At 64.6% G+C, this 22869-nt stretch carries 21 protein-coding genes; 9 read left to right on the top strand and 12 right to left on the bottom strand.

Annotated features, from left to right (window positions below; genetic code table 11):
- Positions 1-27: 27 nt before the first annotated feature.
- On the bottom strand, positions 28-462 hold the full coding sequence (locus CVM52_RS09510) for a DUF1489 family protein (protein ID WP_100162273.1): 435 nt from the start codon (positions 460-462) through the stop codon (positions 28-30).
- Between the two features lie 105 nt (positions 463-567).
- Between CVM52_RS09510 and CVM52_RS09505 the strand changes: the two genes are divergently transcribed.
- A complete protein-coding gene (locus tag CVM52_RS09505; RefSeq protein WP_100162272.1) occupies positions 568-3066 on the top strand; it encodes an adenosylcobalamin-dependent ribonucleoside-diphosphate reductase in 2499 nt (832 codons plus the stop codon).
- A gap of 181 nt (positions 3067-3247) precedes the next feature.
- On the opposite strand, the gene CVM52_RS09500 is transcribed toward CVM52_RS09505, so the two are convergent.
- Together CVM52_RS09500 and CVM52_RS09495 are read right to left on the bottom strand one after the other, a co-directional pair.
- Positions 3248-3967: a ribonuclease activity regulator RraA gene (locus CVM52_RS09500; RefSeq protein WP_100162271.1), complete on the bottom strand. Its 720-nt coding sequence runs from the start codon at positions 3965-3967 to the stop codon at positions 3248-3250.
- Positions 3968-3985: 18 nt separating this feature from the next.
- Positions 3986-4771 carry an SDR family oxidoreductase gene (locus CVM52_RS09495; RefSeq protein WP_100162270.1) on the bottom strand — a complete coding sequence of 262 codons (786 nt, stop codon included), beginning with the start codon at positions 4769-4771 and terminating at the stop codon, positions 3986-3988.
- 98 nt (positions 4772-4869) lie between these two features.
- Here CVM52_RS09495 and CVM52_RS09490 point away from each other — a divergent pair, with 98 nt between their 5' ends.
- On the top strand, positions 4870-5754 hold the full coding sequence (locus CVM52_RS09490) for a LysR family transcriptional regulator (RefSeq protein ID WP_100162269.1): 885 nt from the start codon (positions 4870-4872) through the stop codon (positions 5752-5754).
- Here the strand turns inward: CVM52_RS09490 and larB are convergent.
- The 6 genes from larB to CVM52_RS09460 all read right to left on the bottom strand — a co-directional run bounded on the left by larB (position 5732) and on the right by CVM52_RS09460 (position 12704).
- The gene (gene larB / locus CVM52_RS09485; protein ID WP_100162268.1) at positions 5732-6409 is read right to left on the bottom strand and encodes a nickel pincer cofactor biosynthesis protein LarB; all 678 of its coding nucleotides are present in this window, start codon (positions 6407-6409) and stop codon (positions 5732-5734) included. The genes CVM52_RS09490 and larB overlap by 23 nt on opposite strands.
- Positions 6406-7179: an ATP-dependent sacrificial sulfur transferase LarE gene (gene larE / locus CVM52_RS09480; RefSeq protein ID WP_100162267.1), complete on the bottom strand. Its 774-nt coding sequence runs from the start codon at positions 7177-7179 to the stop codon at positions 6406-6408. Before larE ends, larB begins: the two co-directional genes overlap by 4 nt.
- Positions 7172-8284: a nickel pincer cofactor biosynthesis protein LarC gene (gene larC, locus CVM52_RS09475; protein WP_276308634.1), complete on the bottom strand. Its 1113-nt coding sequence runs from the start codon at positions 8282-8284 to the stop codon at positions 7172-7174. Before larC ends, larE begins: the two co-directional genes overlap by 8 nt.
- 99 nt (positions 8285-8383) lie before the next feature.
- On the bottom strand, positions 8384-9931 hold the full coding sequence (locus CVM52_RS09470) for a UxaA family hydrolase (protein ID WP_100162265.1): 1548 nt from the start codon (positions 9929-9931) through the stop codon (positions 8384-8386).
- The gene (locus CVM52_RS09465) at positions 9928-10968 is read right to left on the bottom strand and encodes an Ldh family oxidoreductase (RefSeq protein ID WP_205964923.1); all 1041 of its coding nucleotides are present in this window, start codon (positions 10966-10968) and stop codon (positions 9928-9930) included. The genes CVM52_RS09470 and CVM52_RS09465 overlap by 4 nt, the downstream gene beginning before the upstream one ends.
- 2 nt (positions 10969-10970) lie before the next feature.
- The gene (locus CVM52_RS09460; protein WP_100162264.1) at positions 10971-12704 is read right to left on the bottom strand and encodes an IlvD/Edd family dehydratase; all 1734 of its coding nucleotides are present in this window, start codon (positions 12702-12704) and stop codon (positions 10971-10973) included.
- Positions 12705-12895: 191 nt separating this feature from the next.
- Between CVM52_RS09460 and CVM52_RS09455 the strand changes: the two genes are divergently transcribed.
- The 5 genes from CVM52_RS09455 (at position 12896) to CVM52_RS09435 (ending at position 17993) form a co-directional block, all read left to right on the top strand.
- On the top strand, positions 12896-13837 hold the full coding sequence (locus tag CVM52_RS09455) for a tripartite tricarboxylate transporter substrate binding protein (RefSeq protein ID WP_205964922.1): 942 nt from the start codon (positions 12896-12898) through the stop codon (positions 13835-13837).
- A 67-nt stretch (positions 13838-13904) separates the two neighbouring features.
- On the top strand, positions 13905-14363 hold the full coding sequence (locus CVM52_RS09450) for a tripartite tricarboxylate transporter TctB family protein (RefSeq protein WP_133119818.1): 459 nt from the start codon (positions 13905-13907) through the stop codon (positions 14361-14363).
- A gap of 12 nt (positions 14364-14375) precedes the next feature.
- Positions 14376-15914: a tripartite tricarboxylate transporter permease gene (locus CVM52_RS09445; protein WP_100162261.1), complete on the top strand. Its 1539-nt coding sequence runs from the start codon at positions 14376-14378 to the stop codon at positions 15912-15914.
- Positions 15915-15916: 2 nt separating this feature from the next.
- Complete coding sequence (locus CVM52_RS09440; protein ID WP_205964921.1) at positions 15917-16675, top strand: GntR family transcriptional regulator; 759 nt, start codon at positions 15917-15919, stop codon at positions 16673-16675.
- A gap of 19 nt (positions 16676-16694) precedes the next feature.
- Entirely contained in the window at positions 16695-17993 is a 1299-nt protein-coding gene (locus CVM52_RS09435) for a nickel pincer cofactor-dependent isomerase, group 22 (RefSeq protein WP_100162260.1), read from the top strand.
- Between the two features lie 94 nt (positions 17994-18087).
- Here the strand turns inward: CVM52_RS09435 and CVM52_RS09430 are convergent, their stop codons facing one another.
- The 3 genes from CVM52_RS09430 to CVM52_RS09420 are packed head-to-tail and all read right to left on the bottom strand — an operon-like array spanning position 18088 to position 20102.
- The gene (locus tag CVM52_RS09430; RefSeq protein ID WP_240620922.1) at positions 18088-19287 is read right to left on the bottom strand and encodes an RNA polymerase sigma factor; all 1200 of its coding nucleotides are present in this window, start codon (positions 19285-19287) and stop codon (positions 18088-18090) included.
- A gap of 33 nt (positions 19288-19320) precedes the next feature.
- Positions 19321-19680: a YciI family protein gene (locus CVM52_RS09425; RefSeq protein WP_100162258.1), complete on the bottom strand. Its 360-nt coding sequence runs from the start codon at positions 19678-19680 to the stop codon at positions 19321-19323.
- 29 nt (positions 19681-19709) lie between these two features.
- Positions 19710-20102: an MAPEG family protein gene (locus tag CVM52_RS09420; protein WP_100162257.1), complete on the bottom strand. Its 393-nt coding sequence runs from the start codon at positions 20100-20102 to the stop codon at positions 19710-19712.
- A 344-nt stretch (positions 20103-20446) separates the two neighbouring features.
- On the opposite strand from CVM52_RS09420, the gene CVM52_RS09415 reads away from it, so the two are divergent.
- Both CVM52_RS09415 and CVM52_RS09410 read left to right on the top strand, forming a co-directional pair.
- Positions 20447-21430 (top strand): lipid A-modifier LpxR family protein, encoded by a 984-nt coding sequence (locus CVM52_RS09415; RefSeq protein WP_240620920.1) that lies wholly within the window; start codon positions 20447-20449, stop codon positions 21428-21430.
- Positions 21431-21542: 112 nt separating this feature from the next.
- Positions 21543-22598 carry a Hint domain-containing protein gene (locus CVM52_RS09410; RefSeq protein WP_100162256.1) on the top strand — a complete coding sequence of 352 codons (1056 nt, stop codon included), beginning with the start codon at positions 21543-21545 and terminating at the stop codon, positions 22596-22598.
- Positions 22599-22869 lie beyond the last annotated feature (271 nt).

Below are 22869 nucleotides of genomic sequence, written 5' to 3'. Positions count from 1 at the left end.
AGACTTTCCCGGAAAGTCTTGCCCCGCTCAGATCACCCCGATCTCGGCCAGGGCCTGGTTCAGCGCGGCGGGCAGCGCCTCTTCATCCTGCCGGTGTTTCGGCAGATCCGGCGGCGCGTCGGCGGGGGCCAGGTACCGCCAGCCCTGGAATGGGCGTTTCGGCGCGGTGGCGGTGCGGTGCAGCTCGGGTTCCAGCACGATGGCGCAGCGGCGGATGCCGTCCTCGCCGGTCATCTCGTCCAGCCGCAGGATGCGCTGGCGGCACTGCACCAGCCCCTTGACCACCCAGTAGATCGAACCGCCATTCAGGATCTCGGCCTCGCGCTTGGGCCACATCCGGGTGACATGGCGGCTATAGCCGTCGCGCCACACGGTCTTGCGCCGCATCTCCTGCCAGGCGGCGATATCCTCGACGCTGTCGCTGCCGACCGACAGCTTGATGAGATTGACAAATTTATCCACAGAGTCGCCCCCAAACCACGGCCTATATAGTAGAGCACTCCGCAGGGACTTCAAACTGTTGTAGAAACCAGCTACCTTGATCGCCCTCACACAAGGATTCGCGCCATGACCCGCTTCGCCGCCCCGATTGCCGAGCAGATCTGGGACATGAAATACCGCTTCAAACAGGCCGATGGCGCGCCGATCGACCTTTCGGTCGAGGACACCTGGCGCCGAATCGCCCGCGACCTGGCCGGCGCCGAGGCCCAGCCCGAGGCCTGGGAAGACAGCTTTTACCAGGCGCTGGAGGATTTCAAATTCCTGCCCGCCGGGCGCATCATCGCCGGCGCCGGCACCGCGCGGCAGGTGACGCTGTTCAACTGTTTCGTGATGGGCACCGTGCCCGACAGCATGGCGGGCATCTTCGACATGCTGAAAGAGGCCGCGCTGACCATGCAGCAGGGCGGCGGCATCGGTTATGATTTCTCGACCATCCGCCCCAAGGGCGCGGCGGTGTCGGGCGTGGCCGCCGATGCCTCGGGCCCGCTCTCCTTCATGGATGTCTGGGACGCGATGTGCCGCACCATCATGTCCGCCGGCTCGCGCCGCGGCGCCATGATGGCGACGATGCGCTGCGACCATCCGGATATCGAGGATTTCATCACCGCCAAATCCGATTCCGCCCGGCTGCGCATGTTCAACCTGTCGGTGCTGGTCACCGATGCCTTCATGGCCGCGGTGCGCGCCGACGGCCCGTGGGAGCTGCAGTTCGGCGGCAAGGTCTACCACACCATCGCCGCCCGCGACCTGTGGAACCGGATCATGAAATCCACCTATGATTACGCCGAACCGGGTGTGATCTTCATCGACCGCATCAACGCCGCCAACAACCTGAACTATGTCGAAACCATCGCCGCCACCAATCCCTGTGGCGAGCAGCCGCTGCCGCCATATGGCGCCTGCCTGCTGGGCTCGATCAACCTGGCGCGGCTGGTCAGCGACCCGTTCGAACCGGGCGCCGCATTGGATGGCGAGGCGCTGAACCGGCTGGTGGCCACCGCGGTGCGGATGATGGACAATGTCGTCGACGCCTCGAAATTCCCGCTGCCCCAGCAATTGCAGGAGGCGCAGGCGAAACGCCGCATCGGGCTGGGCGTCACCGGGCTGGCCGACGCGCTGCTGATGCTGGGCCTGCGCTATGGCTCGGACGCCGCGGCGGCGCAGACCGAAACCTGGCTGCGCGCCATCGCGCGGGCGGCCTATCTGGCCTCGGTCGACCTGGCGAAGGAAAAGGGTGCCTTCCCGCTCTTCGATGCCGAGAAATTCCTCGCCAGCGGCAACATGATGGTGATGGACGAGGACGTGCGCGCCGCGATCCGCGAGCACGGCATCCGCAACGCGCTGCTGACCTCGATCGCGCCCACCGGCACCATCAGCCTCTATGCCGGCAACGTGTCTTCGGGGATCGAGCCGGTCTTTGCCTACAGCTATACCCGCAAGGTGCTGCAGAAGGACGGCTCGCGCACCGAAGAGCAGGTCGAGGATTACGCGGTGCGGTTGTGGCGCGAGAAATTCGGCGACCGGGCGCTGCCGGACTATTTCGTCAACGCCCAGACCCTGTCGCCGGCCGATCATGTCAAGATGCAGGCGGCGGCGCAGAAATGGGTGGATTCCTCGATCTCGAAAACCATCAACTGCCCCGAGGACATCTCTTTCGAGGCGTTCAAGGACGTCTACATGCAGGCCTATGACTCGGGCTGCAAGGGCTGCACCACCTACCGGCCGAACGAGGTGACGGGCAGCGTGTTGAGCGTGGCGGCGGTCGAACAAAAAACACCGACATTGAAGCTGAAACTAAAAGCGCTGATCGACGAGAAAGGGATAAACGCCGCTCGATTGGCTGAGATGGCTGGTCTTAACCCGACCGGCGTTTATGACATACTAAGTGGAAAAAGCGCGTCGCCGCGAGTTGAGACTTTAGAGAAGATTGCCCAAGCTCTGAAGGTCGCGCCTTCTGCGCTGTTGAACGATGAGGCGGAAAATCCCGAAGTCCTCGCCACCAGCGATGCCGAACCGCTGCAGCCCCATGGCGACGTGGTCTACATGACCGACCCGCTGGATCGGCCGCAGACGCTGGAAGGCAATACCTACAAGCTGAAATGGCCCGACAGCGAACACGCGCTCTATATCACCATCAACGACATCATCCTGGGCGGCCGGCGCCGGCCCTTCGAGGTGTTCATCAACTCCAAGAACATGGAACATTTTGCCTGGACCGTGGCGCTGACCCGGATGATCTCGGCGGTGTTCCGGCGCGGCGGCGACGTGTCCTTCGTGGTCGAGGAACTGAAAGCGGTGTTCGACCCGCGCGGCGGCGCCTGGGTGCAGGGTAAATACATCCCCTCGATCCTCGCCGCCATCGGCGGCGTCATCGAACGCCACATGGTCGCCATCGGCTTTCTGGAAGGCGAGGGCATGGGGCTCAAGGCCGACCCGCAGGCGCAGGTGGTCGGGCTCGAGCCCGGCACGCGCGGCAAACCCTGCCCGTCCTGCGGCCAATACGAGATGCGGATGATCGAAGGCTGCATGACCTGCGCCGCCTGCGGCCATTCCAAATGCGGCTAGGCCACGCGGGCGCGACGAAGCGGTCAGGCTATTTTTGGCCAATGTCGCGGCAACGCGCCATGCTGGTTTCGGCCTCTCACCCGGCCTGGCGCGTGCCTTGGATCAGTCTCCGACCTGGGCGCCAGGCCAGAGACTGAATGGGGCGGTGCAATCGCAACGGCGCCACCGGCGGCCGCGGCGATTAATTGTCCTTCCGCCAGTCGTCGTATCGGGCGCGGGTGGCCTCGTTCATCGGGTAGAGCCCGGGCAGTTTCGCGTCATTCTCGACTTCATTCACGATCCAGCCTTCCATGCGCTCCTGTTCCGGGGCTTCCTTCAAGATGTCGCCGAGATAGGCCGCGGGGATTACCACAGCGCCGTCCTTGTCCGCGACGATGGTATCGCCCGGGATGATGCAGACGCCACCACAGCCGACGGTTTCTTCCCAGCCGACAAAGGTGAGCCCGGCCACCGATGGGGGCGCCGCCGTTCCGCGCGCCCAAACCGGCAGCCCGGTGCCCAGTACACCGTCGAGATCGCGCACGACCCCGTCGGTGACAAGGCCGACCGCGCCGCGCTTGACCATACGCGCGCACAGGATGTCACCGAACACGCCGGCATCCTGAAATCCCATCGCGTCGATGACGGCAAAGGCGCCCTCGGGCATCGCCTCGATCGCGGCGCGGGTCGAAATCGGGCTGCCCCAGCTTGCCGGTGTCGCGAGGTCTTCGCGGGCCGGCACGAAGCGAAAGGTAAAGGCCGGGCCCACCACGCGCTCCTGTTCCGGCCGCAGCGGCATGCCGCCGCGAATCCAAACGTTGCGCAGGCCCTTCTTCAGCAGGATCGTGGTCAGGGTGGCGGTGGTGACACCGCGCAGGATCGCGATGGCTTCGGCGTCGAGGGTGACATTTGTCTCGGTCATTCTGTAAGGTCCTTTGGCTCAGATGCTGGGGATATAGCCGCCGTCGATCCGGATCTGCGATCCGGTGATGTAGCCTGCCCTGTCCGAGGCAAGGAAGGCCACCATATCGGCATATTCTGACGGGTCGCCGTAGCGGCCCATGGGGATCATCGCGAGGCTGTCGGCGCGCACCTCGTCTACGCTGCGTTGCTCGCGCTCGGCCTTCTTCTCGTCGAGAAAGGAAATACGCTGCGTGGCGATGCGGCCCGGCATCACCACGTTGCAGGTCACGCCGTCTTTACCCACCTCTGCGGCGACGGTTTTTGACCAGCCAACCAGCGACAGGCGCAGAGCGTTGGAGATGCCCAGGTTCGGGATTGGCGCAACGACGCCCGAGGAGGTCGAAGTGATGATCCGACCCCAGTTGCGGGCGCGCATGCCCGGCAGAACCCTGTCGGAGATTGCCATCACCGAGACGATCATCGAGTCGAAGAACGTCCGCCATGTGTCCACCGACTGCCCATGGGCGGTGCCCGGCGGCGGGCCACCGGTGATCGCGACGAGAATATCAACCGGGCCCAACTCCGCTTCGACCTTGGTGACATTGGCATCCACGGCCTCGATCTCGGCCAGGTCCCACGCCATGGCGGTGGCGGTGCCACCCTTCGCGGCGATGGCCGCCGCGGTGGCATCGGCGGCGGACTTGTCGATATCGGCTGCAGCAACCAAGCTGCCTTCGGCTGCCAGGCTCTGGGCGATGGCACTGCCCAATCCGCCGCCGCCTCCCAGAACCAGCGCGACGCGTCCGTTCAGACCCAAATCCATTCTTTCGTCCCTCCTGCAGATATGAGGCACTAGCTAACCGATTATTACAGAAGTAAAACTGGATTGGTTCTGCGGTCAAAACGAAGGAATACTTGGGTTTGGACACCGACAATCTGTTGACTTTCCAGATCGTCGCCCGACAGGGCTCGATGGCTGCTGCGGCGCGGGAACTGGGCCTTACCGCGAATGCCGTGGCGCTGCGCCTGCGCGCGCTGGAGGAGGAGTTCTGTACCGCGTTGGTTGCCCGGTCGGGACGTGTGGTGCGCCCCACGGCGGCCGGGCATGCGGTGCTGGAACAGCTTCCCGAAGTGCTGTCGGGGCTGCGTGACCTGCGCTCTGCCGCCAGCGGCTCGGCGATTGCGGGCGAACTGCGCATCGGTGCGATTGCGACGGCGTTGACCGGTCTCTTGCCATCGGTTCTGGAAGTCAGCATCCGCACCTATCCGAATTTGCGCCTGCACCTCGTTCCCGGCACCTCGGCAGACCTGTTTTCACGGGTCGAGGACGGCGCCATTGATGCTGCGATACTTGTTGCGCCGGAATTTGCTCTGTCAAAATCGATGGAGTTCTCCCTCTGGCGGCGCGAGCGCTTCGTGCTGATGGTGCCGCCGGAAGAGACGAGGACCGATGTGCTGGAGATTCTCGCCACTTCGCCGCTGATCCTATATGACCGCGGACAATGGGGCGGGCGTCTGGCGAAGCAGTGGATCGAGACCAGTGTGACCGAACCAGATGTCCGGTTTGAGTTGGACGCGCTGGATGCCATCGCGGTCCTGGTCGGCAAGGGGCTGGGGGTGGCGGTTGTGCCCGACTGGGCCGGGCCGCGGCCCGAGCGGAACCGCGTGCGCACTCTGTCCCTGCCGGCCTCGGCACCATCGCGGGGGATCGGGCTGCTCTATCCGCGCAATGCACCGCGCACCCACCTCGTTCGGGTGCTGGCGGAAATGGCGGATGCCGAGCTCAGGGCGTTGAAACCGGCCTGAGCGCAGTGCGCGACGGCGGAAGCATCTTCCGCGCCGCCGCCGCCGCACCGAAGCCATTGTCTATATTGACCGTGACGATGCCTGGTGCGCAGCTGGCCAGCGCCGAGGACAGTGCCGCCTTGCCACCCTCCGACATGCCGTAGCCGACCGAGGTTGGCACTGCGATCACGGGTGCGCGGACCAGCCCGGCGAGGACGGAAAACAACGCGCCCTCCATTCCGGCGACGGCGATCAGCAGTGGAAAACCCGAGATCTCCTCAAGGCGATCCTGCAACCGCCAGAGGCCGGCCACGCCCAGATCGGTGAAAAGCGTTGTGTCGAGGCCAAGAAACCGGGCGGTGTGATAAGCCTCCAGTGCCACGGGCAAATCCGACGTGCCGGCTGTCACGATCCCGAGCCGCTGTGCATCCGCAGGTATGTCCGGCGCCAACAGGCTGCCGGTCCGCGCCAATGGGTCGAGATCCAGCGGCAGATCCGCCAGATCGGCGAGCTGGCCATCCGTCAGGCGTGTCAGCAGCAGAGGCACCGCCCGCGCCTGGTGAGCCTCGACAATGTCGCGGAGCTGGTGGCTGGTCTTGGACGGGGCCAACACCACTTCGGGCACGCCGGTGCGCGCGGTCCGATCCCAGTCGATCACGGTGTGGGAAATGGTCATGACGGCTCCGGTGCCACGAAGGCGCTGCCGCGTCGATAGGCGGCAACCCCAGCGAAGATGCGGCCGCTCTCCCGGCACATCGCGGCGATCCGCGCCGTCGCGGCGGCGGGCAACGCTCCGCCGGCTTCCAGGCGGATGCCGCTGCGGGTCACGCGGCAGCGCAGGTCCGGAATATCGGTAAATTCGCGCAGCGTGCTTTCGACACGGTGAATGAACGCCAGGTCGTCGGCGCGGATCGGGATGCCGGTCTCTACCCGACTGGCCAGGCAGGGCTGTGCGGGCAGTTCGGCGATCTCGCCTAGGCCGATTTCGGCGGACAGCCGGCGCAGGTCGGCCTTGGACAGGCCCGCATCGACGTAGGGATGAACCACCCGGTTCTCCCGCGCGGCAAGAAGCCCCGGACGAAACTCGGACAGGTCATCCGTGTTGGTCCCCGCAGCGATGAGGCCCGGAACCACTTGCTGAATGCGGGCATAAAGGTTCGACTTGCAGAAATAGCAGCGGTTCAGCGGGTTGCGCAGATAGTCAGGATCCGCGAATTCCCCAGCCTCGATCACGTGTAGCGTCCAGTTTTCCGCCCGGGCCAACTCGAGCACCCGCGTCGTCGCTTCCTTCGGAACGGCCGGGGATACCGCATGTGCCACCGTGACCGGCCCGAGGCGCCCGGCGAAGGCCGCAAGCGTCAGGCTGTCCACGCCGCCGCTGACGGCAAAGGTTAGGTCCCCATGTCGAGCCAGGACCTCGCGCAACGCGGCCGCAGGATTATTCATCACCGCCCACCCCGACCGGTTCGTCTCGCGCGACCTTTGCGGTGGCGCCATCCGGCCGGTGCACGGTCGGGGCGCGCAGCCCGCCGCCCAAGCTTGCCTCGCACCGCAGAACCCGACGTCGGACGCTCCCGATCCTCAGGCCGATGGTGCTGGTTTCCCGCAAACACAGATCGACAACCTCGTCGGTGCGGGCTGGCTCGACCAGGACCGTGACAGTGTGACGGCTCCGCGATTGTTTGCCATAGCCGGTGGTGTAACCGGCATCGAGCACCCCGCGACTGGTTCGAATACGGTCCAGGGCGGCCGTCAGCTCCTCGGCGGTCATGTCGTCGATCTCGAAAGCAAGGCTGCCCACCAGGTCTGCCGCTGCAGAGGCGGTTTCGAAATACATCAGCCGACAGAGATTGGGGATCCCCTTCATTTCGCGCTGCCCGGCACCGGTGCCGATACCGCTCAGCTTCAGGCCAGCCTGGCGGCCATCCTGGGACGGGAGGAGATGGCGGAGGATCGCGGCGCCGGTCGGGGTGATGCGCTCGCCTTCCCCGCCGTCATCGGCGAAACGGAAGCCTGACAGCAAATGGGCCGTCGCCGGCGCCGGCACCGGGATCAGCCCGTGCTGGGTCTGTACGCGTCCGCGCCCCAGAGGCAGGTCAGAGCAGGACCAGCTGGCGATCTTCGTGCTGACGATCAGCGAGGCGGCGGCGACAATGTCGGCCATCGAGTCCCAGTCCGCGATCTCGTGAAAATGGACCTTGTCGACCGGAATTCCGTGACTGGCGGCCTCCGCCTCTGCGAGGCCGGAGAAGATGTCGATTGCGGCGGCTCGGACGGCGGGCCGCAAGGCGGATCCGTGCAGTCTTGCGCGGATATCCTTCCAGTGCCGGGTCGGCGGGGCGCCCGGCGTGATCTCGAACCCAACCTGGGTTGCGGCAAAACCGGACTTTCGCACCTCGCACACGCGAAGGGTGACCCACTCGGTCAGGCCCGCGTCGGACAGATCGTGTTCCAGCTGGTCCCGCGTGCCGGGAAATGCGGAGAGCATCGAGGCCGCGAACATATCGCCCGATATCCCGCCCACCAGGTCAAGATGGGCATGCCCGGTCATGGCGCCGCCCGTTGGTCGCGGCCCACCGTCCATCGCTCTGAGTTTTGTCGCAGTGATATCATCTGTGTCCTCACCTCCCCAAACGCGCGGTGCGACGCGTCAACTCATGATCCCGATGCTCCAGGGCACGAACTCGTTGTCGCCAAGTCCCAGTTCTTCACTCTTGGTCCGGGTGCCCGACGCGGTTTCGAGCATCTTGCGGAAAATCAATTCACCGGTTTCCTCCAGCGTCGCCTCGCCGTCGAGGATGACACCGGCATTCACATCCATGTCCTCGGTCAGGCGCCTATACATGGGCGTATTGGTGGCGATCTTGATCGATGGTACCGGTTTGGCCCCGAACATGGACCCGCGCCCGGTGGTAAAGCAGATCAAGTTGGCCCCCCCGGCGATCTGGCCGGTGGCCGAGACCGGATCGTAACCCGGCGTGTCCATGAAAACCAAGCCGCTGGCGGTAACCGGCTCGGCGTAGCGATAGACATCCATCAACGGCCCGGTTCCGCCTTTCATCGACGAACCCAGCGATTTCTCGAAGATGTTCGCCAGCCCGCCCATCTGGTTGCCGGGGCTCACGACCCCGTTGATCTGAACGTCGCGGCCGGGGGAATACTCGTCTTTCCACCAGCGGATGCGCTGGAGCAGCTTCTCGCCCACCTCGACCGACCGTGCGCGCCGGGTCAGGGTATGTTCGACACCATAGATCTCCGGCGTTTCGGACAGGATGCCAGTGCCCCCGTGGCGTGCCAGGATCGAAACGGCATGACCGAGGGCGGGGTTGGCCGTAATCGAGGAAAACCCGTCCGAGCCGCCGCATTGCAGCCCCACCTTCAGGTGGCTGGCCGGGACCGGTTGCCGCACCACGCGGTTCGCCTCGGGCAACATCTCCTGGACCGCGGCAATTCCCGCCTCGATGGTCTTCCGGGTTCCGCCCATCTCCTGCATCACCAGGTTCAGCAGCTTCGGCCCCTCGGTCAGCCCGTTCTGCTTCATCAGCGCCGGGATCTGGTTCCTTTCGCATCCCAGTCCGATAAGGACCGCGGCGGCCAGGTTGGCATGGGTGGCAAAGCCCCCGATGGTCCGGCGCAGCAGATCCATCGGCTCGCCCGACATTTCCATGCCGCAGCCCAGCCCATGCGTGAACGCCACGACCCCGTCGATATTGGGATATTCGGCCAGCCTCTCGGGGGTGAAGAAATCGGCGATCCTGCGCACCACCGTGGCAGAACAGTTCACCGAGGACAGGATGCCCACATAGTTGCGGGTGCCAACGCGGCCGTCGGGGCGCAGGATGCCCTGAAACACCGCTCGGTCCTCCTCCGGGACCGGGATCACCGGCTGGTATTCGGTTGCGTGGCGGGGGTCGCGGTCGAATTCCCGGAATTCGATGTTGTGGCTGTGCAGCATCGAACCGGGCCGGATGTCCTTGGCTGCGAAGCCGATGGTTACATTGTATTTCCGAATCGGTTCGCCCTTGGAGATCGCACGGGTCGCGATCTTGTAGCCCGCCGGGACCGGCGTGTTGGTGGTCACCCCTTCGCCGGGAATTTCCGTCTTTGGCGCGATCTCGCGATAGGCGATCACCACATTGTCGTCCTGATGCAGACGGATTGCCGGACCACGCCGGACCTTTTCCATGGATTGTGTCATTTGCTCACCTCCTCCTCGCTCCCCAAGCCCATCTTCTGCAGCACCGCGAGCAGGTCGGGTGCAAGGGCCACTCCATTGTGCAAATTCTCTTCGCGCCGGGCCAGCGCGCGTTCGCCGGGCAACCGAACCGCTGGCGTGCCGTCGATCACGCTTGCGCCGCGGCAGGCAGCGGCGATCCAGCCCGCCTGGAGGTTGAACGCTTCCAGCCCGCCGAAATGCTCAGGGTCCAGCACCAATACGAAGACCGAGGCGCCCCAACGATCTGTGCCCTCCGCCCGCCCGTGGCCGGCGAGGCCCGTGGTCAGCATCTCCACCAGCAGACCAAGTGCGAAGCCCTTGTGCCCGTGATCCTGCCCGCCAACCGGCAGAAGTGCGCCGTTGCCGGACCCGATGACGGTGGCATCGTCCGTCGCCTGACCGTCTTTATCCACCAGCCATGCCCCGGGCATGGACCGCCCCTCTGCGGCCATGGCTGAGACCAATCCGCTGGTGGTGATCGACATGGACACATCCAACAGCACAGGGTCGCCCCCGGTTGGCCAGCCCGCGGCGATCGGGTTGGGCGAATAGACGCCTGTGATCGCTCCGTGCGGCGCCACCTGCCGATTGGACGGAGACGACGAGGCGATGATCACGGCCAGCCCCCGCTGCGTGACGGCCTGCAGATAGGCCGCCAAGCAGGCGATGTGATGGCTCCGGGCAATGGCAACCGCTCCCATCCCTTGGCGCGAAGCAATCGCGGCACAGCGGTCGATGGCGGCTTTGACCAGCACCGGACCGGGCAGCCAATTGCCGTCCCATCGTTCGGCGACCGACGCCGCGCGCGATGTCACCGTCCACTTCCCTTCACGGGCCATTTGGCCGCGTTCCAGCTCCTGCAGGTAGCGCGGCAGCAGCGCCAGGCCGTGGGTGCCATGACCCAGAAGATCCCCTTCCACCAACGTCTCGGCCACGGTCTTGGCAAACTCCGGGCACATCCCGGAGGCGGTAAGCCGGTCAGTGGCAAAGCGGAGCAGGGCAGGGTGGGGGACCTGCATGCTCAGGACTCGGGCGATTCCGACTGCGCCTGCGGTACGAGGAAGTCGAAGTCGCAACCGAGGTCGGCCTCGGTCACCGTTTCAAGAAACAGTTTGCGATATCCGCGGTCGGACCCCGGATGCACCGGTGCCTTCATGCCTTTGCGCCGTTCGGCCAGTTCGGCCTCGTCCACATGCAGCGTGATCGTGCGCTCGGGTACATTCAGTTCAATCTCGTCGCCGTCGCGCACCAGACCCAGAGGTCCGCCGCTGGCGGATTCCGGCGTCACATGCAGCACGATGGTGCCGCTCGCGGTGCCGCTCATGCGGGCGTCGGATATCCGCACCATGTCCTTCACGCCTTGCGCGGCCAATTTGCGGGGTATGGGCATATAGCCGGCCTCGGGCATGCCTGGCGCGCCTTTGGGTCCGGCGTTCTGCAACACCAGGATGTCGTCCTTTTTCACGTCAAGTTCAGGCAGGTCCACCCGCCGCGTCAGATCCTCGATCGAACTGAAAACGACCGCGCGCCCGCGATGCACCATCAGATCGGGAGTTGCCGCAGACTGTTTGATGATGGCCCCGCGCGGCGCGAGATTACCGCGCAGCACCGCCATGCCGCCCTCGGCAAACAGCGGTGCCTCGTTGCCGGCAACAACGTCTTGCGCAAAGCCTGCGGGCGCCAGGTCGATCTCTTCGCCCAGGGTGCGGCCGGTGACGGTCACGCAATCCAGGTTCAGGTGGGGGCGCAGTTCGCGCAACACCGTGACCAGCCCGCCTGCGTCATGCAGGTCTTCCATGTACTGAGTGCCCGAGGGCTTGAGATCCACCAGGACCGGGATATCGCGCCCCATGGCGTCAAACCGGTCGAGGTCGAGGCGGATACCCAAACGTCCGGCGACGGCGGTAAGGTGGATAATGGCGTTGGTCGAGCCGCCGATGGCCAGAAGCACCTTCAGTGCGTTTTCGAACGCCTCCTCGGTCATGATCCGGTCGGGCGTCAGCCCCGACGCCGCCATCTGCACGGCGATCTCGCCGGAACGCTCGGCAATGCGCCGACGGTCGGCAGAGACGGCGGGCGCTGTGGCCCCGCCGGGGGCCATCATGCCGAGCGCCTCGGTCACCAGCGCCATTGTGGAGGCGGTGCCCATAACACCGCAGGTGCCGGTCCCAGGCACAAGCTGGTCATTCACTTCCGCGATTTCCTGATCGTCGATTTCGCCCGCGCGGAAGCGGCCCCAAAAGCGGCGACAGTCGGTACAGGCGCCCACGGTCTCGCCGCGATGGCTGCCCGTACGCATCGGGCCGGTGACCAGCTGGATTGCCGGCAGGTTTGCCGAAGCTGCGCCCATCAGCTGGGCCGGCACCGTCTTGTCGCAGCCGCCGATCATCACCACCGCATCCATCGGTTGGGCGCGGATCATTTCCTCGGTGTCCATCGCCATCAAGTTGCGCAGATACATGCTGGTCGGATGCGAAAAGGATTCGTGGATCGAGATCGTCGGAAAGGGAATCGGCAGCCCCCCCGCCAGCATCACGCCGCGCTTGGTCGCCTCGACAAGATCTCGCATGTTGCCGTGGCAGGCATTGTAGTCGCTGCCGGTGTCGACAATGCCGATGATCGGCCGGTCCAGAGCCGAGTCGCTGTACCCCATCCCCTTGATGAAGGCCTTGCGCAGAAAGAGCGAAAAGCCCGCGTCGCCATAGCTTGTCAGCCCCTTGCGCATTCCCTTGGGCGCATTGCCATTCTCGGCCATCGGTCGTCTCCCTTGCATCTGTCCTGGCGGGGCATATTGCCTCTTTCCGCTCTTCTGGCAAATGTTTAAACAAATTGTCAACAATATGTTTGACAAAAAGCGGGTGCCTTGGTTAACGTCCGTCGAGACATTGAAATCTGGGAGGATTCATTATGAAGAGAAGATCTTTTGTTGCGGCTCTTGGGGTCGCGATGACGCTATCGGTTCCCTTTGGCGCCACCGCGCAGGGCTACGATGCGGCCGAAGAGGTCACCGTGCTGATGGGCTTTAAGGCGGGTGGCGGTTCGGACGCGCTGGCGCAGCTTGTGCAGCCATTCCTCGCCGACGAGCTGGGCGTGTCTTTCGTTAATCAATATATGCCGGGTGCCACCGGGGCGATTGCTTGGACGCGCCTCGCCAAGCAGGTCAAGCCCGACGGTGAAACCATCAGCATCACCAACACGCCGATGCTGATGACCAACTACATCATGAACGAAAGCATCACCTACAACATTTCCGAGCTGACACCGATTGCCAACATCGTCACCGATCCGGGCATCGCCGTGGTGGCCGCTGACAGCCCCTACCAAAGCTTTGCGGATCTTCTGGAGGCGGCCAAGGCCGATCCGGGCGCGATCACGGTCGGCAACTCTGGCATCGGTGGTGACGACTTTTTCACCACCGTGGCCTTCGAGCGCGCTGCGGACATCAAGTTCCAAAAGGTGCCGTTCCAGGGTGACGGTCCGTCCTGGACGGCCGCGATGGGCGGTCAAATTGACGCCAGCTTCAATAATGTCGGCATCACCTACCCGCAGATAAAGGCGGGCAACCTGCGCGCGCTGGTCGTCTTTGCAAACGAGCGTCTGCCGGAACTGCCCGATGTTCCGACGGCGAAGGAACTGGGTTTCGACGTGGTGGCCGGCTCCTCGCGTGGCTACAGCGCCCCGGCAGGTTTCCCGGACGAGGCCCGTGCCCAGCTGGTCGACGGACTGCGGCGGGTGACCGAGAACCCCGATTTCAAGGCGGCCGCGGCGGCCCATGCGATGAACATCGACTTCATCGGGGGCAATGACTACACGGCCTTCCTGCAGGAGCAGGAAAAGACCTTCACCGACATCTGGAACGAAGTGAAAGACGAAGTTCAGTCAAACTGAACCGCGTCTGCAAGCTGCGGCGGCTTTCGGGCCGCCGCTCGCCGTTCCGGGGCTGCTCGCCTCTTTTTTGGAGTTTCAGATGGGACGAATTCTCGTGGCTTCCGCAGCGGTCGCGCTGGCCCTGTTCTTTCGCCATACCGCGCAGAGCTATCCTTCTGCCGCAGCCCGCCTTCCGAACCTGCTGGGATTGATCATCATCCTGCTGGGAACGGCAGTCATCGTGGCTCAGGCCTTGGAATGGCGGCGTCAAAGCGCAGATGGACAATTGCAACTTGTGCCACCCATCGACAAGACCGCCTTCGGAATCGGAGTTCTGTTTGCCGCCCTTTGCGTCGCCTATGCCGCTTCGATCCATGTGCTTGGCTACCTGATCGCCACGCCGGTTTTCCTGCTTGTCGCGCTCGGCGCACTTCGTCCGATCAGCTGGCCGAACATCTTGCTGACCGTGATCGCCGTGACCGGCGTGATCTGGGCGGTCTTCATCAACTTTCTCGGATTGCCGATGCCGCTTTTTCCCGGTGCATAAAGGAAACCTGACGTGAACGACACTTTCCTGTGGATCGGACTTACCAATGTGGTGCAGCCGATCAATATTTTCGTCATCGTCCTCGGGACCCTGATCGGCATGTTCGTTGGCGCGATGCCCGGTCTCTCGGCCACGATGGCGATCGCGCTGCTCTTGCCGCTGACTTTCCAGTTCGAGCCGGCCACCGGACTTGCTCTCCTGGCGTCGCTCTACCTCTCGGCCATGTACGGCGGTTCGATCGCCGCGATCCTGCTGCGCACGCCGGGCACGCCCGCGGCAGCGGCAACGGTGATCGACGGCTACCCGATGGCACAGGCCGGCAAGGCCGGGAAAGCGCTTGGGTTTTCGCTCTCGGCTTCTCTGGTCGGCGGGGTCCTGTCTTCAATTGTGCTGCTGACCGTTGCACCGCTTCTGGGTCAACTGGTGCTGAATTTCGGCCCGGTCGAGATCTTTGCAATTGCCGTGCTCGGCATCACCATCATCGGCTCGCTGTCGCAAGGCTCTGCGCTGCTGGGGCTGTTGTCGGGCGCGATTGGGCTCTTGATTGCCATGATCGGCATGGACCCGACCACCGGAACGCCGCGGTTCACTTTTGGCAACCTCAACCTCTTTGGTGGTGTCGAGTTCACCGTGGCGCTGATCGGGCTGTTTTCCATCCCCCAGGCCATCCGGCTGATGACGAGGGGGAACACAGATGTGTCTGGGCGCATTTCCAGCGTGCGCGACCGGATGCTGCCGTCGGCGCGGGATTTCCTCGCCATGCTGCCCAACAGCCTGCGTTCCGCCGTCATCGGGGTGTTCACGGGGCTGATCCCGGGCACCGGGGGCGATACCGCCTCTTGGTTCGCCTACAATGAGGCAAAGCGTTTCTCGCGCAACAAGGCAGAGTTCGGCAAGGGATATGCTCCGGGCATCGTGGCGCCGGAAGCGGCCAACAACGCCGTTGTCGGCGGTGCGCTGATCCCCACCATCTCGCTCGGCATCCCCGGTTCATCCTCCACCGCGGTGCTCATGGGGGGGCTTATGGTACACGGCATCTTGCCCGGACCCACCCTGATGACCGATTACGGCGACGTCACGTACACCCTGCTCTGGGCGGTGCTCTTCGCCAACGTCGCACTGTTCGCCGTTGGCCTGCTTTTCACCCGCGCCTGCGTCTCGGTTACCAAGATCCCGAACCGCGTCGTCGGCCCGGTGATCGTTGTCCTGTCCATCATCGGTGCCTACGCGCTGAACAATTCGATCTTCGAGATATGGCTCATGCTGGGTTTCGGGCTATTCGGCTACGTGCTGGATGCCTGTCGGATCCCGACGCCGCCGCTGGTGATCGGCCTGATTCTGGGCTCGGTGCTGGACACCAGCCTCGAGCAAAGCCTGCTGATCGGACGGGGCGACTGGACCATCTTCCTTCAGAGCCCGATTGCAGCCGTGCTGCTGACCATCGCAGCGCTTTCGGTCCTGCAGGCCACCCCGTTTTTCGGCTGGCTCGGCCGGGCGATCCGTCGCTCGCGTGGCCTGCCAGAAATGGAAAAGGACGCGGGGAATACTTGACAATGACATCGCCCGATCCGGAGATGGACCCCTCCGAAAACGCCACCGGAACGTGGCCCGTTGCAAAGTGGAAGGGGTTCGAGGTGAAAAAGGCTGATCTGGTCGCCGGCAAGAACGCCGAGGAGGTGGTGCGCAGCATTACCCAACTCTTGGAAGAGGAAATCGTCTTTTGCCAGTTGCAGCCCCGCCAGAGGCTGGTCGAGGACGAGATCGCCGAGCGTTTCGGGATCAAGCGCTACCTCGCACGGCAGGCGATCATCGAGTTGGAACGGCTGGGGCTGGTTGAGCGGATCCGCAACCGTGGGGCAATGGTCCGCCTGTACAGCCCGCGGGAAGTCAACGATATCCACGCCGTTCGCGAGTTGCTTGAGGTCAAGGCGGCCGAACTCATTCCTTTCCCCCTCGACGCGAACGCCCTTGCAGAGCTGGAGGCGCTGCAGGCGCGCCACGCCGAGGGCATCGTCGAAAGGGACAAGCGCAAGGTGTTCTACGCCAATATCGCGTTTCACCGCGAACTCTTCCGCCATTGTGCCAATGAGGCGCTCATTGAGGCGATCGAGATCTTCGCCCAGAAGAGTCACGCTTACCGCTCGATCTTCACCTCCGAGCTTGAGGCGCTGCAATGGGCGGCGGATGAGCATCGCGCCATGGTCGAGGCCTGCCGTGCAGGGGACAGAGAGCGGCTGGTGACGCTGTGTCGCGATCACCTTACCCCGGCCAAGAACCGCTATATCGCGACCTGGCAGTCGCGGTTCGACTAGGCAATTAGGAGCCTCCCCGATGTCCGTTATTGAGCAATTCCTGACAACCGTTGACCTGCCTCGGATGGCGCCCGTCCGTCAGATCTTTCCCGACGATGCGGTCCGCGATGTTGCTGCCGCGGTGCGCGCAGAGTTCGCCAAGCCAGGCAATGCAGCGCTGGTTCGCAAGGGTATGACGATCGCCATCGGTGTTGGCAGTCGCGGTCTGGCGGACCTGCCCGTCCTCGTGCGCACCACGGTGGAGGAACTGCTCCGGCTCGGGGCACGGCCCTTTATCGTTCCCGCCATGGGCAGCCATGGCGGCGCCACCGCGGAAGGACAGCAGGCGCTGTTGGCCAAGCTGGGCGTCACCGAGGCAAGCGCGGGGTGCCCGATTAGGTCGTCCATGGACACGGTGAAACTCGGAAGCTTGCCGAACGGACTGCCCATCCTCATGGACAAAGCAGCGATGCAGGCCGACGGCATCGTCGTCATCAACCGGGTAAAGCCGCATACCAGTTTCAGTGGCATGATCGAAAGCGGCCTGGCCAAGATGATCACCATCGGGCTGGGCAAGCAGCAGGGCGCCGAAAGCTGCCACGCTCACGGCTTCGGCATGATGGCGGAGAACGTGCTGGAGATGGCGCGTTTCAAGCTGGCCCATTCGCCAGTTCTGTTCGGCATAGCGACTGTCGAGAACGGGTACGACCGTGTCGCCCGCGTGGAACTGGTGCGCAACGAGCGCATTCTCGATCGCGAGCCCGAACTGCTGAAAGAGGCGCGCGCCAGCATGCCGCGTATTCTGTTCCGCCCGCTGGACGTGCTCATCGTCGACCGCATGGGCAAGGAGTTCTCGGGCACCGGCATGGACCCGAACATCACCGGACGCGCCAGCACCCCATATGTCAACACCACGCAGGAGGTCGGCAAGATGGCCGTTCTTGACCTGACGGACAGCAGCAGCGGTAACGCCACCGGCATTGGCCTCGCCGATATCTGCACGCGGCGCTTGCATGACAAGATCGACCTGATTGCAACCTATGCCAACTGCGTCACCTCGACGGTTCTGGCCGGCGCGCGCATCCCCGTGATCATGGAAAACGACCGAGACGCGATGCGCATGGCGGTAAAAACCTGCAACGCACCGGACCCGTCAAAGCTGCGGATGGTGCGTGTCCCCAATACGCTTCATCTTGAGGAAATTCACGTGTCCGAGGCGCTTTTGCCGGAGGTCGAGGCCAGTGACGCATTGGAGGTGCTTGGCCCGGCCCGCGCCGCAGAATTTGACGCCACGGGCAATTTCACGGTGTCTGAGCGCGAGGCATTCGCCCACGGCTGACACCACTGGCGATGCTTCCGTCGCCATGCAGCCCGTCCGGAACGACGCGGATGTTTCACGGGCGCCGACCGCGGACAAGCGGCTCAGGCCGGTTTCACTCGGCAACATTGCGCAGCCGGACTTCCAGGAACCGGCGTGACGCCTCGGTCGGGGCCGTCAGGATGGCGTGCCTATACGCGTCGGCGGCTTCGGCATTGCGCCCGAGCTTGTGCAACAGATGACCCCGGGCCGCATGCCAGGGCTGGAACTGGTCCAGTTCGCGCTCCAGTGAATCCAGCTGCTGCAGGGCGATAGCCACATGCCCGGTTTCGGCAAGCACCACGGCCCAGTTCAGGGCCACAACGGGCGTCGGTTCAAATCCCCACAGCGCCCCGTATAACAGCGACATCTGGGCCCAGTCGGGGCCGGGCCGCATCATGTGGCAATCGGCGATGGCGGCCTTGATCTGAAACGGGCCCGGTTGTCTTCGCGCCATTGCGGAGGCCAGAACCGCCTGCGCCTCGCGGATATGCGCGCCGATCCAGAGCGCCGGGCTTTGCTTGTCGACGGGAACCGATGCCCCGTCGCCGTCAATCCGGGCCGGCCGCCGCGCCTCGGTGAGCAACATCAAGGCCAGCGCCCCCTCGATCTCGGGCTCGTTCGGCCGCAGCTTGTGCAGCAAACGCGACAGGAAGATCCCCTCGCGGCACAGGTCGCGCGGGCCAGCGTCTTCGGTCAGGTATCCCGTCGTGAAAATCAGGTAGAGCGTCGACAGAACCGTGCCCAGGCGGTCCGGCCACAGCTCTGGATCGGGCACGGAATACCCGATGCCCTTAGATCTCAGCTTTGCCTTGGCGCGCGACAGGCGCTGGCCCATCGCCGGTTCGGTATCCAGAAAGGCCGCGGCGATCTCGCGGGTGGATAAATTGCACACGCTGCGCAAGGTCAGGGCAACGCGCGATTTTTCTTCCAACGCCGGGTGGCAGCAAGTGAAAATCAGGCGCAGGCGCTCGTCCGGGATCGCGTCGGGGCTGTCGTCGCGGGCGAAATCGGGAAGCACATCCGCCAGGTCATCCGCGTTGCGGGCCTCGCGTTGCCGGGCCCGGACCTGGTCGATCCCCTTGTTCAGCCCCACCTTCATCAGCCAGGCGACCGGATCGTGCGGCACGCCGGCGCGGCCCCAAAGTTTCAATGCCGAGATCGAGGCCTCCTGCAGCGCATCCTCGGCCAGCTGGAAATCCCCCAATCTGGCAATCAGCCCGGCCAACAGCCGCCCCCGTTCGCGGCGCATCACGTCCTCGATCACGTGAGTCACTGCAATCGCTTTGGGGGCGGCGTTTTTCACGGCTCAGCTCGCGGGATTGTAGTCCATCAACGGGCGCACCTCGATGGTGCCGAATTTGGCCGCCGGGATCAGGGCGGCATAGTTCAGCGCCGCATCCAGATCAGGTACGTCGATAACATAATAGCCGCCCAGGTGTTCGCGCGTCTCGGCAAAGGGGCCGTCCATCGTTTCGACCTTGCCCGATTTGAGGCGCAGCGAGGTCGCCGTCTCGACCCCTTGCAGCCCTTCTCCGTCGCAGAGCACGCCATCACTTTTCATCTGCTCGTTGAGGGCGAAGAACCCGGCCATCATCTCGTCGAATTCCGCGGTGCCATAGGCCGGTTCCCTGGCCGGATCGTTGTAAATCAGCAGCATATATTTCATCGGTTGGTTTCCTTCTTCAATGGTGAGGCTTAAAGGCTGAAAAGGTTTATTCCTAGGCAAATCATGGCGTTGAGGGCGGCGACAATGTTGCTGCCATTGCCGACATAGCGCAGAGGATGCCCTGCAGTATCGATCTTCAACCCGAACGGATGCGCCAGGCGGCCAGCCACCAGCAGCATGCCCGAGACATGCAGGTAAAGCGCCGCCACCCCCATGCCTTCGGCCAGCATCATCAGGATCAGCAGGAAGGCGGACCATTCCGCGCAATTGCCATGTTGGCGAATACGCTGCAGCAGCATCGGGTTACCACCATCCCCGATCGATTGGCCCAGGGATGCGCGCAGCGACGTCACGCGGAACCACAGCGTCAGCCAGATGAGCGCGGCGGCGAGCGCATAGAGTGGCGTTGTCGAGAAAACCATAATTCTCCTTCCTGTATGGTGTTTCATGTCCCAAGGACGTCCGAGCCCGCCGATTTTCGACATCGGGTGAGAAATTATTATGACTGCCGCCGCGGCAACCTGCGCATGTGACTTGGCCGGTTTTGCCGCCGAAATTGATCGGTCTCGGTGGCAAATCAACACATCCCGGCGCGCCGATATGCCGAATAGTGGCATGATCCGTGCGGATTAAATGCATGAATTGACCAAATTGCACATGATCCGGCAAAAAAATCACAAGTTCAGAACTCCTGTTCTGGCTCCCCGGCGGGCAATTGGCTATGACAGGGCTCAGGCCCCGCCCGGCCACGAACAGGATAGTAAGAATGACGCAGATAATCCTGCCCTTGGCGGTTGCGGCGCTTGCGCTGACATTTGGCGTGGCTGCGGCCCCGGCGCAGGCCGGCAATCCCGGCGCAGAGGGCACGGCAGAGCCGGCGCTGATCGCGCCGTTGCCGCCACAGCGCCAGAAGCTGGGCTATGGCCGGCTGACCAGCAATGACGTGATCGGCGAACATACCGACCGTTGGCGCACCGGCTCGGTCAGCAGCTCGCGCGCCTGGGGCTATCGCTGGGACGGTGCCGCGCCCGCGGCGCTGGGGGACATCCTGGAACTGCGGCTGCAAGGCCAGGTGATGACGCCGGAAAATCTGGGCGCGGTCAATCCGAATGACCGGCCTTTTGCCGGCGCGCTCAGCGTCGGGCTGCACAGCCACGTCCAGTTCAGCGGGCTCGACCTGACCCTGGGCGCCGATCTGGTGGTGATCGGGCCGCAGACCGGGCTGGATGATTTTGTCGGTGCGGTGCATGACCTGCTGGATGCGCCGCAGGCCAGCAACGCGGTGCTGGCCGGGCAGGTGGGCAACCAGGTGCGGCCGACCGTGGTGGCCGAAATCGGCCGCAGCTATGACCTCGGCGGGCAGGTCTATCTGCGGCCCTTTGCCGAGGCCCGCGCGGGTGACGAAACGCTGCTGCGCGCCGGCGCCGATGTGAGTTTTGGCCGGATCGGCCAGGGCGAGCTGCTGGCCCGCGAACAGGTGACCGGCCACCGCTATCGGGTGATCTATGCCTCGGCGCCGGGCACCAGTTTTGTGCTCGGCGGCGACCTGGCCTATGTCGAGGACAGCGTCTATCTGCCTTCGGGCCGCGGCTATGCGCTGGAGGACACCCGCGCGCGGCTGCGCGCCGGCCTGCACTGGCAGGGCAGCCGGGCTTCGCTGTTCTACGGGCTGACCTATCTCAGCGAGGAATTCTCAACCCAGCCCGAAGGCCAGGTCACCGGCTCCCTCCGGGTCAAGTTCCGCTTCTAGGCGCTATGACGCCACAGCTCTAACCGTCGGGAAAACAACGCGCTTCCCTCGGCGACTCGGCTCTGCTACCCTGCCTGTCAAAGAAAAAACGACAAGGCAGGCATACAGGCAGATGGGAACGGGCTTTCGCGGCACGTTCGTCATTTCCTGGTCGCAGACAGAGTTGGATGGGCTGGATGCCCCGCCGCCCGGCGCGTTGCGCATCGGCGCGGCCTGGGCCTGGCGCGGCGATGCCGTGCAGGTGGATGGCCCCAACGACATTCTGCGGCTGGACGGGGCGAATGGAGAGGCCGAGCTGCGCGCCAGCGCGGCGCGCAAGGTGCGGCGGCTGATTGGCACCGCTTTGGGGCAGGGGCCGGGCACGGCGCCCTCGGCGCCGGGCGATCCGTTGCTGGAGGACAGTTTTGTCGTCACCAATGGCGCGCAGAGCTTTACCGTCACCCAGATCGCCGTCGGGCGCGGGCAACCGCCGCTGCTGATGTTCGTCAACGAATTGCCGCCCCGCGACACCGAGTTGTGGATCGTGCATCGCGCCGGCGGGCGGCGCGACGCGGCCCCCGGCGAAGGCGGGGTGGTCTGTTTCACCCCCGGCACCCGCATCGCCACGCCGCACGGCGCGCTGCCGGTTGAGACGCTGCGCGAAGGCGGTTGCGTTCTGACCCGCGACAGCGGCCCGCAGGAGATCCGCTGGATCGGCCGGCGCCGGATCAGCGGCGCCCGGCTGCGGGTGATGCCGCATCTGCGTCCGGTGCGGTTCCGTGCCGGGGCGCTGGGCATCGACCGGCCCGACCGGGAACTGCTGGTCTCGCCCGACCATCGGATGCTGGTGCGTGGCCCGGCGGCGCAGGCGCTGTTCAACACGCCCGAGGTGCTGGTGACCGCCGCGGACCTGGTGAATGGCAGCAGCATCGCCACCGAGCCGCCGTTGCAGGACGTGCTTTACATCCACCTGATGCTGCCCAGCCACCAGGTGATCTGGGCCAACGGGGTGGAAACCGAAAGTTTCCACCCGGCCGGCGCCGATCCCGAGACGCTGGGCCTGGCCGACCGCATCCGCCTGCGGGCACGGTTTCCCGAGACCGAGGGCGATCCCTATCGCTATGGCGAATTTGCCCGCCGCTGCCTCAACCGTTCCGAAGCCGCGATCCTGCGCTACGACGCCGCCTGACCGGCAGGGGGTACACCCCTCTCGCCGGCGCGGATAGGCTCCGCTGCCTGCCGCGTCCCGTCTGCCGCCTGCCGCCTGACGTCTGCCGCCTGCTGCCTGCCGTCTGCCACCTGCTGCCTGCCGTCTGCCACCTGCCGCCTGCCGCGTAACGCCTAATGCCTGCCGCCTTTCGCCTATCGCCCTACGTCTGCCGACCGCTGCCTGCCGCGCAACGCCCGCCGCCTAGTTCCGGCCGCCCCGTTGTCCTGCGTGTCGGAGACGGCGCGCGACG

The sequence above is a fragment of the Pseudooceanicola lipolyticus genome (assembly GCF_002786325.1).
Lineage (GTDB): Bacteria > Pseudomonadota > Alphaproteobacteria > Rhodobacterales > Rhodobacteraceae > Pseudooceanicola_C > Pseudooceanicola_C lipolyticus.
Note: the sequence above shows the minus strand (reverse complement) of the source record. Positions and strands in the feature narration are given on the sequence as shown.